Source organism: Microbacterium sp. RU1D (assembly GCF_900156435.1).
Taxonomy (GTDB): Bacteria; Actinomycetota; Actinomycetes; order Actinomycetales; family Microbacteriaceae; genus Microbacterium.
Genome location: NZ_FTPQ01000001.1, coordinates 244502 through 259162 on the forward strand (window position 1 = coordinate 244502; position 14661 = coordinate 259162).

General features: G+C 73.4%; 14 protein-coding genes and 1 riboswitch. Of the genes, 9 read left to right on the forward strand and 5 right to left on the reverse strand.

Annotated features, from left to right (window positions below; all coding sequences use genetic code 11):
* The first annotated feature begins 25 nt into the window (after positions 1-25).
* The 7 genes from B0B15_RS01075 (at position 26) to thiD (ending at position 8553) form a co-directional block, all read left to right on the forward strand.
* A complete protein-coding gene (locus B0B15_RS01075) occupies positions 26-1609 on the forward strand; it encodes a D-alanyl-D-alanine carboxypeptidase family protein (protein ID WP_083708798.1) in 1584 nt (527 codons plus the stop codon).
* A 3-nt stretch (positions 1610-1612) separates the two neighbouring features.
* Positions 1613-1969, forward strand: a complete 357-nt coding sequence (locus tag B0B15_RS01080) for a GntR family transcriptional regulator (RefSeq protein ID WP_076672896.1) — start codon at positions 1613-1615, stop codon at positions 1967-1969.
* Positions 1970-2464: 495 nt separating this feature from the next.
* The gene (locus B0B15_RS01085) at positions 2465-3988 is read left to right on the forward strand and encodes an HNH endonuclease (RefSeq protein ID WP_083708799.1); all 1524 of its coding nucleotides are present in this window, start codon (positions 2465-2467) and stop codon (positions 3986-3988) included.
* A gap of 709 nt (positions 3989-4697) precedes the next feature.
* Positions 4698-5363, forward strand: a complete 666-nt coding sequence (locus tag B0B15_RS01090) for an SDR family oxidoreductase (RefSeq protein WP_076672897.1) — start codon at positions 4698-4700, stop codon at positions 5361-5363.
* A gap of 205 nt (positions 5364-5568) precedes the next feature.
* Positions 5569-5660, forward strand: a riboswitch (TPP riboswitch).
* Positions 5652-6482: a hydroxyethylthiazole kinase gene (thiM, locus tag B0B15_RS01095; RefSeq protein WP_076672898.1), complete on the forward strand. Its 831-nt coding sequence runs from the start codon at positions 5652-5654 to the stop codon at positions 6480-6482. (Overlaps the previous riboswitch by 9 nt.)
* Positions 6479-7126, forward strand: a complete 648-nt coding sequence (gene thiE / locus B0B15_RS01100; protein ID WP_076672899.1) for a thiamine phosphate synthase — start codon at positions 6479-6481, stop codon at positions 7124-7126. Before thiM ends, thiE begins: the two co-directional genes overlap by 4 nt.
* On the forward strand, positions 7123-8553 hold the full coding sequence (gene thiD / locus B0B15_RS01105) for a bifunctional hydroxymethylpyrimidine kinase/phosphomethylpyrimidine kinase (RefSeq protein WP_176776534.1): 1431 nt from the start codon (positions 7123-7125) through the stop codon (positions 8551-8553). The genes thiE and thiD overlap by 4 nt, the downstream gene beginning before the upstream one ends.
* An 87-nt stretch (positions 8554-8640) precedes the next feature.
* Here thiD and B0B15_RS01110 read toward each other — a convergent pair whose 3' ends face one another.
* Genes B0B15_RS01110 through B0B15_RS01130 form a run of 5 tightly spaced genes read right to left on the reverse strand, consistent with a single transcriptional unit; the run spans position 8641 to position 12420 of the window.
* Positions 8641-8823, reverse strand: coding sequence for a DUF5302 domain-containing protein (locus B0B15_RS01110; RefSeq protein WP_076672901.1), 183 nt, complete (start codon positions 8821-8823; stop codon positions 8641-8643).
* Positions 8824-8862: 39 nt separating this feature from the next.
* Complete coding sequence (locus tag B0B15_RS01115; protein WP_076675060.1) at positions 8863-9792, reverse strand: DnaJ domain-containing protein; 930 nt, start codon at positions 9790-9792, stop codon at positions 8863-8865.
* Positions 9793-9834: 42 nt separating this feature from the next.
* Entirely contained in the window at positions 9835-10404 is a 570-nt protein-coding gene (locus tag B0B15_RS01120) for a hypothetical protein (protein ID WP_076672902.1), read from the reverse strand.
* Positions 10401-11321: an LssY C-terminal domain-containing protein gene (locus tag B0B15_RS01125; RefSeq protein WP_083708800.1), complete on the reverse strand. Its 921-nt coding sequence runs from the start codon at positions 11319-11321 to the stop codon at positions 10401-10403. Before B0B15_RS01125 ends, B0B15_RS01120 begins: the two co-directional genes overlap by 4 nt.
* Before the next feature lie 34 nt (positions 11322-11355).
* Positions 11356-12420 (reverse strand): enoyl-CoA hydratase/isomerase family protein, encoded by a 1065-nt coding sequence (locus tag B0B15_RS01130; protein WP_076672903.1) that lies wholly within the window; start codon positions 12418-12420, stop codon positions 11356-11358.
* A gap of 87 nt (positions 12421-12507) precedes the next feature.
* Between B0B15_RS01130 and B0B15_RS01135 the strand changes: the two genes are divergently transcribed.
* Both B0B15_RS01135 and B0B15_RS01140 read left to right on the forward strand, forming a co-directional pair.
* Positions 12508-13845: an ABC transporter ATP-binding protein gene (locus tag B0B15_RS01135; RefSeq protein WP_076672904.1), complete on the forward strand. Its 1338-nt coding sequence runs from the start codon at positions 12508-12510 to the stop codon at positions 13843-13845.
* Positions 13842-14660 carry an ABC transporter permease gene (locus tag B0B15_RS01140; RefSeq protein WP_076672905.1) on the forward strand — a complete coding sequence of 273 codons (819 nt, stop codon included), beginning with the start codon at positions 13842-13844 and terminating at the stop codon, positions 14658-14660. The genes B0B15_RS01135 and B0B15_RS01140 overlap by 4 nt, the downstream gene beginning before the upstream one ends.
* The last annotated feature ends 1 nt before the right edge of the window (position 14661 follow it).

Sequence of the window (14661 nt, forward strand, 5' to 3'; positions counted from 1 at the left end):
CAGGCGACCGGGGTAGCGTGGGCGGGTGCACGAGCAGATCCCGGCCACGAGGCGCGCGCCGCGCGATCCGGCCGAGGCCTCGCTCGAGAACACGACGGATGCCGAGATGTCGGCGCCCGACGAAGACGGTGCGGGCGCGGGTGCGGGCGGAGCCGTGACGGCTCCCGCCGGAACCGCCTCCGGCACCGGCGCACCGTCATCCGCGCCGGCACCCGGCAGCGGGGATGCGCCGTCCGCGCCCCGCCCCGGCGCCGACGCTCCGGCATCTACCCCCGCGCCCACCGGCGCGCTCGCGTGGGTCGATCCGGGCGAGGCGTCGGCTCCGCGGCCGTCACCGACCTTCATCGTGTCGGGAACGACGAGCAGGCAGGCCGATCTGCTCTCCGGCGCGCGCCGCCGTCGACTCCGGCCCGCGACCGTCATCCCTCCGGTGCTGCTGGTGCTCATCCTCGCCGCGTACGTCGCGACGACCCTGCTGTGGCCGCTGAACGCCGTGCGGCCCACCACCCGCGCGGTCGCCCTGCAACCCGCGTCGGCGCCCGCGGCCCAACCGGCGTGGCCCGCCGAGGGCGAGGCGGCGATCGCGATCGACGGTGTTCCCGGAACCCTGTCGTCGTCGGCCAGCGCACCCGAGTCGATCGCGAGCATCACGAAAGTGGTCACCGCGCTCGTCGTGCTCGACCGGCTGCCGCTCGCGCCCGGCGAGCAGGGCAAGAGCTACGCCTTCACCCAGGCCGACAGCGCCGACTACTGGCAGTACCGCGCGCGTGGCGAGTCCTCGCTCGACGTGCCCGTCGACGGCAGTCTCACCCAGCTGCAGATGCTCCAGGGCATGCTCATCGCCTCCGCCAACAACTACGCCCAGCGGTTGGCATCCGACCTCTTCGGCACGGATGCCGCATTCTCGGCCGCCGCGAACGCGTACCTGGCCGAGCGCGGCATCGAGGGCATCACGATCGTCAATCCCACGGGGATCGAAGCGGGCAACACCGCCACACCGGCGGCGCTCATCGCCCTCGCCGAGCGGGCCTTGGCCAATCCCGTGATCGCCGAGATCGTGCGCACCCCCGAGCTGACTCTCCCCGGGGCGGGCACGTTCCGCAACGGCAACGCGCTCCTCGGCGACCCGGGGGTGGTGGGCGTGAAGACCGGCACCCTCGACGCCTGGAACCTGCTGACCGCCAAGGACATCACCGTGGGCGGCGCGACCGTGCGGGCCTACGCGGCGGTGCTCGGCCAGCCCGGCCCCGACACCCGGAATGAGGCGACGCGAGACCTCTTCACACAGCTCGAGGAGGAGCTGCAGCCGAGTCCGTCGGTCACCGCGGGGACCGTGGTCGGCAAGGTCGAGACGCTCTGGAGCGACGACATCGACCTCGTCAGCGCATCGGACGCCACCGTCGTGCTGTGGAACGGCGCCACCGCGCAGACGTCCACCCGCTTCGACCTCGGCGACGCGCGCGAACCGGGCGAGACGGTCGGCACCCTGACCGCCACCGGTCCGGTCGACGCGGCCACCGTCGACGTGCAGCTCGCGGACGAGATCGAGCCACCGAGCCCCTGGTGGCGGCTGACGCATCCGCTCGACCTGTTCGGGGTGAACAACTGACCCATGAAGTTCTCCCTGGATGCCGCTTCGCCCACCCCGCCGTACGAGCAGGTACGCGCGCAGGTGATCGCCGCTATCGACGACGGCTCTCTCGTCGCGGGGACGCGTCTGCCCCCGGTCCGCACCCTGGCCGCTGAGCTGAACCTCGCCGCCAACACGGTCGCCCGGGCCTACAAGGAGCTCGAGGAGGCCGGCTACGTCGAGACGCGCGGCCGGGCCGGCACGATCGTGCGGGGCGGCGATGCGGCGGCGTCGCGCGCTGCCCAGGCGGCGAAGACGTATGTCGACACGGTGCGGAGCCTCGGGGTTTCCTCGGCGGACGCGGTGGCGCTGGTGCGCGCGGCGTTCGGGGAGGGCTGAGCGCGAGGAGTGCGGGACGGGCCGAGCGCGCGGCGTAGGGCGCGTACGAGCGCGCGGCGTGCGGAGCGTACGAGCGCGCGGCGGCCGGGGCGGGCCGAGTGCGGGGCGGGACGGGCCGAGCGCGCTGCGTAGGGCGCGTACGAGCGCGCGACGTGCGGAGCGTACGAGCGCGCGGCGGCCGGGGCGGGCCGAGTGCGGGGCTGGACGGGCCGAGCGCGCTGCGTGGGGCGCGTACGGGCGCGCGACGTGCGGAGCGTACGAGCGCGCGGCGGCCGGGGCGGGCCGAGTGCGGGGCGGGACGTCCACACGACGCGACGGGTGGTTCACCCGGAGGCGTCACGCAACGCCGGTCTCGGCGCGTCGCGAGAAAGTCGACCGAGGCCCGGCGGAGCCGAGCGATCCACCCCTCCTCCCCAGACTCCGGATGCGAGGATCTATCCACAGAAGGCGCCTCTGACCGGGGGTAATGTCGGAGGTCGGCGATAGCATGCACACATGCACGATGCGACTTCCCCCTCGACCCCGGACAGCCCGACGCGGCCCCTGTCCGCGGTGCGAGACGAGGTCGTGCGCACGGGAAGGGTCCTGGCCGCCGCAGAGGTCGCCCGCGCCCGTGCTCTCGCCGAGGCCGGACACCTCGCCCTCGACGTGATGGCCGGCCAGCGCACTTCTGCGCGCACGGCCGAGTTGGCATTGCGCGAGGTGGCGTCCGAACTCGCGGCGGCCGAGAATCTCTCCGATCGGTCGCTGCAACGCCAGATCACCCGCGCGATGTCCCTGGTCGACGACTACCCCTCTACGCTCGCCGCGTGGGAGGCGGGCACGATCAGCCGCACGCACGCGCACGTCATCGCCGACGTCGGGCAGGCACTCCCGGGCGCCGTGCGCGCCGATCTCGACCAGCTCGCCGTGACTCACGCGCCCGGGCTCAGCCCCGGCCGCCTGCGCTCCCGCCTCGCTGTTCTGGCGGAACGTCTCCACCCCACGACCCTCACCGAACGCCACCAGCGCGGCCGCGACACCCGCTGCGTGCGCATCGTCACCGGCGTCGACGGCATGTCCGACCTCGTCGCAACGCTCCCCACCGTCCTGGCCGTGGGCATCTACGACCGGCTGACCCAGCAAGCCCGCGCCGTCATCGACCACCGGGCGGGATCGGCTCTCGGTCTCGCCGATCCGGCTGACGACGACCGCGCTCACGTGCATCCGTGCGGTGGTGGCGCAGGCATCGCCGCTCTCGACGGGGCTCCTCGGGCGGCCGCGGTGGGCGGCGGGGCGGGCTCAGCCGCCGGCGCCGCGACCCCGGTCGGCGGCGCCACACGAAGCGGCGCCATCGCGCCCGCGCCGACGGTCGTCACGGACGAGCGCACCACGGCGCAGCTGCGCGCCGACATCTTCGCCGACCTCCTCCTCACCGCGGCCCCCGGCGCCGACCCCACCCGCACGGATGATGGACCGGGAACCCTCGGCGCCATCCGCGCGCGCGTGCAGGTCGTGGTGCCCGCGCTCAGCATCCTCGACCCGCACAGCGAGAACTTCGACCCCGCCGACCTGGTCGGGCACGGTCCCATCGATGCGCGCACGGCCCGCGATCTCGCGGAGTCCACCACCACCCCGTGGGACCGCGTCGTCACGCACCCCGTCACCGGTGCCGTGCTCCACACCGATACTTACCACCGCACATCCGCGATCGATCGCCACCTCCGCGCGCGCGACCGGCACTGCCGCTGGCCGGGTTGCGTCGTGCCCGCCGTCCGCTGCGAAGTCGACCACACCGTCGATCACGCTCAAGGCGGCCCTACCACCGTCACCAACCTCGCCCATCTGTGCCAGCGTCACCACACGCAGAAGCAATTCACGCGCTGGAAGGTGCGACAACTCCCCGGCGGAGTCCTCGAGTGGACCTCGCCGACCGGCCGCACCTACACCGACGAACCGCTGCCCTACTCCCCCGCGGTCCGTTTCCTGCCCGACGATCCCGCGCCACCCGATCCGCAGGAAGGTCTCGCGCCGTTCTGACCTCCGCATTCGTCGCCCGGCGACAACGCCGCCCGGTCGTGGAGCGCAGCAGCGCGCCCGATGACCGGACCCGCGTCATCGCTGCCGCGGTCGCCGTGATATCGATCCGACCACCCTCGTGAGACCACGGGCTCCTTTCGCGCCGGCCGAAATGCGCGCGTCGCCGACACCGCAAGAGCACGAGTCTTCGCGCGCGCCATCTCTCGCCCCGTGTCGGATGCCACCCCCTTGTGCCTCGCTCACGGCGTGAATCCGCCGCATTCTGACCGGCCCGACCCGACACGTTCCCACCCGACTCCCCGCCGACCCAACCCGACCCGACCCAACCCTGCCCACCCCAACCCGACCCGACCCAACCCTGCCCAACCCAACCGGAACCGACCCAACCCTGCCCAACCCAACCCGACCCGACCCAACCCTGCCCAACCCAACCCGACCCGACCCAACCCGACCCGACCCAACCCAACCCAACCCAACCCAACCCAACCCAACCCGACTCAACCCAACCCGACCCGACCCAACCCGACCCGACCCGACCCGACCCGACCCGACTCACCCCGACCCGGCCCGGCCCGGCCCCGCGGCATCCGGCGCGGGAACGCGCGAGCGGATGGCCGACCCCGCCGCATCCCGCTCGAGAACGCACGAGCGGATGCCCGGCCCCGTCCCACAGCCCGTTGTCCGTGCATCGGCGGCGTAGCCTCCTTCCATGCCCCTCGCCCTCGTCACCGGTGCCGCACGCGCGAACAGCATCGCCGCCGGGATCATCCCCCGCCTGCGAGCCGACGGGTGGGACGTCGTCACCAGCGAGATCGACTCCGGCGACTACCCGTGCGACCTCGCCGACCCCACGGCACCCACGCAGCTCATCGAGCACGTGTCGAACGATCGCGGGCCGATCCACGCGCTCGTCCTGAGCCACGCGCACGGGGTGGAATCCGGCATCCTCGACACCACGGCGGAGAGCTTCGACCTCCACGTCGCCGTCAACGCGCGCGCGACCCTCCTGATGATCGCCGCCTTCGCCCGACAGGCCGACGAGACGGGAGGGGCGATCGTCGCATTCACCAGCGATCACACCACCGGCAACCTCCCTTACGGCGCCTCGAAGGGCGCTCTCGACCGCATCGTCATCTCAGCCGCCCGCGAGCTCGGCCCCCGGGGCATCTCCGCCAACGTCGTGAACCCCGGGCCTATCGACACCGGATGGATGGATGACGAGACCCGCGACGGCCTCGCCGGGCACCACCCGCTCGGCCGCTTCGGCACGCCCCGCGACATCGCCGGAGTGACGGCGTTCCTGCTGTCCGACGCCGGCCGGTGGGTCAGCGGGCAGCTCCTTCACACCGACGGCGGGTTCTCGGCACGGTTCTGAACCGACCCGCGCACCGTACCGCGCCGCAACACCCGCGCACGGACCGCGCTGCACGACCCGCGCAGCACGAGCAGTGAAGCGACCCGCGGCGCCGACGGCGTCGCCGCGCGTGAGCAGCCCGGCATCGAGCTCCACCGCGACCGACCGGCACTTCCGCGCGTGCAACGCCCCCCTCGACCCCGTCGCGCCCTGTGCTAGCGTCACCCCCAGTGACACGGGGTGCCCGTCAGGGCTGAGAACACACCCGTCGAACCTGATCTAGTTCGTACTAGCGAAGGGATGTCGCGAATGGTCGTTCGCACGTCGTCGTCTCCGTCCATCCCCGCCGAGAGCCTTGAGGCCCTGCGTCGGGCCGCGCCGCTCACGCAGTGCATCACCAACGCGGTGGTGACCAACTTCACCGCCAACGCGCTGCTCGCCCTCGGGGCCGCTCCCGCGATGTGCGACATCCCCGGCGAGGCGGGCATGTTCGCGGGCATCGCGGGCGGGGTGCTGGTGAACCTCGGCACCCCCACCGCCGAGCAGCGGGATGCCGCCCGCGAGGCCGTGACAGCCGGCACGCCGTGGGTGCTCGATCCCGTCGCCGTCGGCGCCCTGCCGGTGCGCACCGCCCTCGCCCACGAGCTGCTCGCCGCACGGCCGGCGATCATCCGCGGAAACGCCTCCGAGATCCTCGCCCTCGCCGGCGCGGGAGCGGGCGGCCGCGGCGTCGACGCGACCGACTCGCCCGACGACGCCGTCGAGGCGGCCCGCGCCCTCGCGCGGGGGACGGGAGCGACCGTCGCGGTGTCCGGCGAGGTCGACCTCATCGTGGACGCCGACCGCACGGCGCGCGTGACCGGCGGCAGCGTCCTGCTCACCCGGGTCACCGGCGGCGGCTGCGCCCTCGGCGCGGCGATGGCGGCCTTCGCGGCGGTCACCAGGGCGTTCGATGCGGCGGTCGCCGCGAGCGCGGTCTGGGCGATCGCGTCGGAGCGGGCGGCATCCGTCTCTCGGGGTCCCGGTTCGTTCGCTGTCGCCTTCCTCGACGAGCTGGCCGCGCTCGAGCCGTCCGGCCTGCGAGCGGTCGACATCGAGATCGACCGACCCGACACCGTCGTGGCGGGGATCGCGCGATGAGTCGCGACCTCTCGCTGCACCTCGTCACCGACCACCGCGTCCCCTTCGCCCGGCTCCGCGAGATCGTCGATGCCGCCGTCAGTGCGGGGGTTACCGTCGTGCAGCTGCGCGACAAGGTGGCCACGGGCGCCGAACTCTTCGCCCGCGCCCTCGACCTGGCCGACGTCGTCGCCGGACGGTGTGCGTTCGTGATCGACGACCGCGTCGACGTCGCGCTCGCCGCCCGCGAGCGCGGGGCGCGGGTGGACGGCATCCATCTCGGACAGAGCGACCTCCCGGTCGACGCCGCCCGCGCCCTCCTGGGCACCGACGCCCTGATCGGCTGGACGGCGAACACTCCCGCCCACCTCTCGGCCGCCGCCGCGCTGCCTCCCGGCACCGTCGACTACCTCGGTGTCGGCGTCATCCGCGCCACCGCCACCAAGCCCGACCACCCGCACCCGCTCGGCGTCGATGGCTTCGCCGCGCTCGCGGCATCCACCCCCCTGCCGTGCGTCGCGATCGGGGGGATCGACGTCGACGACGTCGCCGCTCTGCGCCGGGCGGGGGCGGCCGGCATCGCCGTCGTGTCGGTCGTGTGCGGCGCCGACGACCCCGGCGCCGTCGTGCGCGAGCTCCGCGCCGGATGGGAGGCGGGAGCGTGAGCCCGCGCGTGCTGAGCATCGCCGGAACCGACCCGACGGGAGGCGCCGGCGTGCAAGCCGACCTCAAGTCGATCGCCGCGTTCGGGGGATACGGCATGGCCGCCGTCACCGCCCTCGTCGCTCAGAACACGCTCGGCGTGCGCGAGGTGCATGTGCCGCCCACCGCGTTCCTCGCCGCGCAGCTGCGCGCCGTCAGCGATGACGTCGAGATCGACGCCGTGAAGATCGGCATGCTCGGCTCGGTCGAGGTCGCGGCGACCGTGGAGACCTGGCTCACCGAGGTGCAGCCGCCGATCGTCGTGCTCGACCCGGTCATGGTCGCCACCAGCGGCGACCGCCTGCTCGCCCCCGACGCCGAGGAAGCCGTGCGCGCCCTCTGCCGGCGCGCCCACCTCGTCACCCCGAACCTCCCGGAGCTCGCCGTGCTTGTGGGGCAGCCGCGCGCCACGACCTGGCAGGCCGCCGTCGCCCAGGCGCAGCTCCTCGCCGAGGGCGCTCGCACGACCGTCCTGCTCAAGGGCGGCCACCTCGACGGGGAGCAGAGCCCGGATGCCATCGTCGACGGCTCCGGCGTGACCCCGGTCGCGGGACGCCGCGTCGACACCCCGCACACCCACGGCACGGGATGCTCGCTGTCGTCGGCCATGGCCACCCTCGCCGGGCACGGGCTGTCGTGGCCCGAAGCCCTCACGCGCGCGAAGCGCTGGCTCACCGGCGCGCTCGAGCACGCCGGGGCGCTGCACGTCGGCCGGGGCAACGGCCCGATCGACCACCTGCACGAGCTGCGCCCGCACATCGACCTCGGCCGGTCGTGGAGCGCCGAGCGGTGGGATGCCACGGCCCCGACCCGCGCCGAGGTCGATGCCTGCGCGTTCGTTCGGGGCCTGGCATCCGGGACCCTCGACCGCGCGGCGTTCGCCTGGTACCTCGGCCAGGACCTGCTCTACCTGCGCGAGTACGCGCGCGTGCTGGCCCGGGCCGCAGCGCTCGCCCCCACGGTCGAGGAGCAGCGCTTCTGGTCCGCGGCGTCGGTGTCGTGCCTGGCCGAGGAGGCGGAACTGCACCGCTCGCACGTCGATCCCGAGGGTCTGGAACCGGCGGCATCCACCCTCGACTACACCGACCACCTGCACGCGGCGTCGACCGCCGGGTCGTACGCGGTACTGGTGGCGGCGATCCTCCCCTGCTTCGTGCTGTACGCCGACATCGGCGCACGCTGGCGCGGCACGTTCGACCCCGACCACGCCTACGCCGACTGGCTCACCGCTTATGGCGACGAAGCGTTCGCGGCGTCGTCCGCCGAGGCGGCGACGATCGTGGACGCCGCCGCGCGAGCGGCACCCCCCGCCGTCCGGGAGCAGATGGCCGCGACGTACGACCGCTCGATGCGCCTGGAGTTGGCGTTCTTCGAGGCGCCCCTGCGCTGACCTCACGCCGCGCGAGTCGCCGGATTCTGTCGCTTTCGAGGGATCGGAGGCGACGATTCCTGGCGACTCGCGCGGCGCCGCGGAGGGTCAGCCGCTCTTGCGACGGAACTCGCGCTTGGTGACGGCCGCGTGGGTGCCCTGCACCGCGGAGTGGCCGTCGAGATGCGCCTGGCCCGACCGCTGCTGACCGTTCTTCTTGGCGAGGGCTTCCTTGAACTTGCGCTTCATTTCGTCGGATGCCGTGGCATCCGAGCTCTCGTCGGTACTCATGCCCCCACCCTAGGCAGGCTCTCCCGCCCGGGCCAGGGATCAGACGTGCCGCACCCGCTGCTGCAGACGCGTACGGATGTCGAACAGTTCGGTACCCCCTACCTCGCGCGCGCCCGTGATACCGCGGCGCAGCAGCGTCGTGAGGGCACTGCGTGTGACCAGCGCGACGGGGGTGCCGCGCACCTTGCCCAGCTCGGTGATCGCGTCGAACACGTCGTCGTCGGGCAGCACGACCATCGCGCCGCTGAAGCGCACGCCCGCGGCCCGCGCGATGACCCGCGCCCGCGAGACGAGCTCCGTCACCGGCGCCCCGATGACGTTCGGTCCGGTGATCTCGCCGCGGCGCACGCCGACCGGGCCGCCGAAGTCCTCGCTGAGCAGGGCGTACAGGCCGCTCGGGCCGAGCACGAGGTGGTCGATCTTCTGCTCGGGATCCACGCCGTCGCGGTCGGCGAAGACGTCGTGCCACACGGTGTAGCCCATGCCGAGCTCCGAGACCAGGCGCGCGGTCTCCTCCTCGGCGAGCGCGTCGGCCAGAATGTGGCGGATCTCGGGCGGCGCCGAGCGGACGAGCGCCGGGTCGTAGGGGTCGGCGATGTCGACCCCGCGCCCCACCCACTCGCGGATCAGGTCGAGGTAGCGCTCGCGGCGCCATCCGCCGGGCTGGCCGTGCGATCGCGCGCGCGGGCGCGTGTCGGCGGGGCGGGAGGGGGCGGATGCCGACGGCGCGCCGCCCCAGTCCCGGGTCGCCGTCGTCCCCTGACCCCGGTCGTAGGCGCTGCGCGCCTCGGGCGTTCCGACGAGCTCCCAGGCGCGCTGCACCTGCACGAACAGGGCGGCGTCGCCACCGGTGTCGGGATGCGTCTCGCGGAGGCGCACGCGGTAGGCGCGGCGCAGGCCCTCGTCGTCGATGTCGGCCGCGACGCGGAGCACCTCGTATGCCGAGGACGACATGGGGCTGTCGAACACGTGCGTCATCCGTTCCGCCGCACGGGCGCGGCGCTTCTCAGGCTAACGCGCCGCGGCTGTACGGGATCCGTGCGTCCGGCGTGGGCGCGGGCGGCGCGCGTACGCCGCCGCATCGCGGCTCGACAGGGCCAGCAGCACCAGGATGTCCAGGCTCAGCGTCAGCAGCGTGGTGCGCACGGTGATCTCGAGCCCCAGCTCCCACCAGCCCACGAAACTCGCACTGATCGAGCCGACCGAGATGAGCATGACGAGCACGCGCGACAGGTTGCCGCCGAACAGGATCCGGATGCCGAGCGCCACCTGCACCACGAACAGAAGGCCCATGACGCTCAGGAAGATCGCCGTGCCGAGCCCGAGGTCGGCGAACGCAGCGAGCTCCGGGTCGGTCGAGGCGCTCGCGTCTCCGCTGGCGGCGCCGGCGATCTGCTGCAGCCACGGCGGGAGGGAGAACGCCACGCTCACCGCCCAGAGCGCTCCCGCGATCGCGCGCAGCAGCACGAGCACCGCGCCGGCGACGGTCGCCGCGGGCCGCCGCATCGCGGCATCCGCCGTGGTGGGGTCGAGGGGCGGCTCGAACGCCGCGCGCTTGCGCGGGTGCCGCTGCTCGCTCACGGCGTCTTCTCCCGACCGGCGGGAAGGTCCGGACCGGCGGGAAGGTCCGGACCGGCGGGAAGGTCCCGACCCGCGGACACGTCCCGACCGGCGGACAGCTCGTGACCGCCGGGCGACACCGCCCGCACATCGACGATGGGCAGATCGCCGTCGGTCGAGATGCTGTCTCCGCCGCCGTTGCGCGAGTGGTACCCGGTCGAGAAGTCCCGGATGACGTCGACCTCCACCCCCGGCACCGCGATCACGCTTCCCACGATGTGATCGCGCTCGATGTCGGTGTCGGCGTCGATGCGGTGCGTCACCTGGAGCGTGAACAGCGACAGGCCCACCGCACGGTCGAAGGTGCCGGCGGCGAGCCAGTCCACGCGGCGCCCGCCCGGGAGCAGCCACCCGTCGGGACACCGCCACAGGCGCACGTGGTGCCGTTGGGCGGGAGACCCCGCGACCTCCTGCTGGTACGCGAGGTCTTGCATCCGCCCGAAGAGGAACAGCGGGCTCACCGGCGCCCGCGGGTAGCTCCGTCGTCGGAGGGTCGAGGCGATGATGCGCCACGACGAGCGCAGGTCGACCGGGTCGGCCGCGATCCACCCGGCCCGCGCCATCGCCGCCTGAATCTGCGCGCGCTCGCCGAGGAAGGCGAGGTTGACGGGGTCGCCGAGCAGCCCGTCGGACGTGCGGGTGCGCCCCATGAAGTAGTCGGGCACGTAGATCGCGGTCAGGATGCGATGCAGCCGCGGCAGCACGAGATACGCGAGCAGCACCCAGAAGGCGATCGCCATGGCCACCCCGCCCCAGCCGAGCGAGAAAGACTCGGTGAAGCCGAGGTAGGCGAGCCAGATCGCGGCGAGACCGGCGAAGACGAAGAAGAACCCGTCGAGGGCTCGACCGAACGACCAGCGGCGCCGCGGCGGGGTCATGGCCCGATCGACCCCGTCGTCGGAGCGGGGGCTGTCACCACAGTTCCGGCTCCGGCTCGTACGCGAAGGCCTCCGCCACCCGGTCGCCGGGCAATTCGTCGAGCCGCGGGGGCGTCCAGCGCGGAGACCGGTCCTTGTCGACGACCTGCGCGCGGATCCCCTCGACGAGATCGGGCTGGGTGAACGCGAACCACAGCACGAGGCCGTACTCCTGCGCGAGGGTGGCGCGCAGGGAGGGCAGGGCGCGGGCGCGACGGACCGCCTCGAGGGTCACCGCCACCGCCGTCGGCGCCGAGGAGGCGAGCAGGTCGGCGGTCTCGCGGGCCTCGGGCTCGGACCGCGCCCGCAGACGGTCGATGATCGCCGGCACGTCGTCGGCGGCGAAGGCGTCGTCGATCCACTCCCGCGCCGTCTCGAGGCGCGAGGGTTCGGGGCTCTCGTCGAACAGCAGCACGAGCTCGGTCGGGCTCGAGGGGTCGGCGCGGTTCTCCAGCGCCTCGTACAGCGCCTCGAGGTGGGCCGTGGGCACCATGTGGTCGGCGAATCCCGCATACAGCGCGTCGGCGGCATCCATCGTCCCGCCCGTCAGGGCCAGATATTCGCCGAGGCGGCCCGGGGCGCGGGCGAGCAGCCACGACCCGCCGACATCGGGCGTGAACCCGATGCGCGTCTCGGGCATCGCCAGGCGCGAGCGCTCGGTCACGATGCGGATCGCGGCGTGGCCGGCCAACCCGATGCCGCCGCCCATGCAGACGCCGTCGGCGATGGCGATGATCGGCTTGCGCGACGTGGCGATGCGGTGGTCGAGGGCGTACTCCTCGCGGAAGAACGCGTGCACCTCCTCGACGCGACCGGCGGTGACCATCTCGTGCAGGGCCCGCACGTCGCCACCCGCGCAGAATCCGCGGTCGCCGGCCCCGTCGAGCAGGATGACGTCGACATCGGTGTCGCGCTCCCAGCGGTCGAGGGTGACATTGAGAGCCCGGATCATGTCGAGGTCGAGGGCGTTGATCGCGCGGGGCCGATTGAGGGTCAGGTGGCCGAGGCCGCGACGACCCCCGACGAGGACGCTGTCGTCTGCGGATCGCTGTGCGTGCACGGTGCCACGTTACACACGCCCCGAGATGGGTTTTCGGCCCCGGATCGGGGAAGATGGACAGAACGCCCACCGAACGAGAGGTGCCGAATGCCCGACGGACAGGTGCTGGAGCTCGCCGGCCTCACCAAACGCTTCGGAGCGGTGTCGGCGGTCGACGATCTCTCCGCGCGCATCGAACCGGGACAGGTCACCGGATTCCTCGGCCCGAACGGTGCCGGCAAGACCACGTCGCTGCGCATGCTGCTCGGCCTCGTGCGTCCCTCGTCGGGGACCGCGACGATCGGCGGCAAGGCGTTCGCCGACCTCGCCTCGCCGCTGCAGACGGTGGGCGCAGCCCTGGAGGCCTCGAGCTTCCACCCCGGCCGGTCGGCCGCGAACCACCTCAAGGTCTACGCCCGCGCGGCGAACCTGCCCACCGCCCGCATCGATCACGTGCTGGGGCTGGTCGGCCTCGCCGACGTCGCCGGACGCCGCGTCGGCGGCTTCTCGCTCGGCATGCGCCAGCGCCTGGGTCTGGCCACGGCGCTGCTGGGCGACCCGGGCGTGCTGGTGCTCGACGAGCCGTCGAACGGCCTCGACCCCGAGGGCATCCGGTGGATGCGCTCCCTGCTGCGCCACCTCGCCGAAGAGGGACGCACGGTGCTCATCTCCTCGCACCTGCTCGCCGAGGTGCAGCAGACCGTCGACGCGCTGCTGATCATCTCGCGCGGCCGGCTCGTGTTCCAGGGCGGCATCGAAGACCTCGCCGACCCCGACGAGTACGCCACCGTCGTCGACTCCCCCGATCGCGCCGCGCTGTCGCGCCTGCTCGACGAGCGCGGCATCGAGTACCAGCTGCTGCGCAACGGCTTCACGATCCGCCACCACGAGCCGGTCGAGGTCGGCGCTCTGGCCGCCGGCGCGGGCATCGCGCTGTCGAACCTGCAGAGCAAGGGAGCGAGCCTGGAGGACATCTTCCTCGAGCTCGTGAGCGGCGTCCGCGTGCACGCGAGCGCCGGGGGGACCACGCTCCAGACGACGGATGCCACGGCCCCCGCGTCCGAGGACGCCCCGGCCGCCAATGAGGTCGCTGCGGCCGTCGTGGCGGCAGACGCCCCCGCGGCTGCGGCCGAGCACGCCCCGCCGGTCGAGGACGCCCCGCCCTCGGTCGAGGACCGCGTCGCCGACGAACCCCGCCCGTCCACGGCGCTGGTCGCGGTCATCGCCCCCGCCGCGGGTGCTCCCGCCGCCTCGGCCCCCGCCGCCCCGGCCCGCGCCGAGGTCGCCGACGGGCCCCGTCCGTCCTACGCGGTGGCGTCGACCGGGGTCATCGACATCGTGCCCGTGGGCAGCGCGCCCGCCGCCGATGCCTCCGACGGCGCCACGCCCGACGGCGCCGCGCCCGACGACCACCGCACCCGTCGCGAGCAGGAGGTGTCGCGATGACGCTCCTGTCCGCCACGCGGTCCGAGTACACGAAGCAATTCACCACCGCCGGCTGGTGGGTGCTCGGCATCGTCCTCATCGTCTACGTCGCCTTCACCGCGGGCCTTCTCGCGTTCGTGTTCGGCGGGGTGGCCTCGGGCCGACTCACCGGGTCGTCGGGTCCGGCGATGTCGGCCGACGGCGTCCCGCCGCTCGTCTACAGCACGGCCTCGGCGGTCGGCTACGTCTTCCCCCTGCTCATCGGCACCCTCATGGTGACCACGGAGTTCCGCCACAAGACGCTGACCCCGACTTTCCTGTCGACGCCGCGGCGCGGCGTCGTGCTCGCGGGCAAATTCGTCGTCGGCATCCTGGTCGGGCTGTTGTACGGCATCCTGGGCTCCCTCGCGGCGATCGCGACGGGGGCGGGCGTTCTGAGCATCTTCGGCATCGACGCGGAGCTGACCTCCGCCGACACGTGGGTGCTCGTGGGCCGCATGCTGCTGGCCTTCGCGCTGTGGGCCGTGGTCGGCATCGGCGTCGGCACGGTCGTGCGCAATCAGGTCGCCGCCATCGTGATCGTGCTCGCGGTCACGCTGTTCGTCGAGCCGATCATCCGCACCCTGGGCGGGGTCGTCGAGGGCTTCGGCGACGTGGTGAAGTGGTTCCCCAGCGCCGCGAGCGACGCGCTCGTGGGGCAGACCATCTTCGGCGCGATGGGCACGGCGGGCGGCGGCACCCTCGAGTGGTGGGCGGGCGGTCTCGTGCTGCTCGGCTATGCCGTCGTGCTGCTCGTCATCGGCCTGTTCACGACCTGGCGCCGCGACATCGACTGAC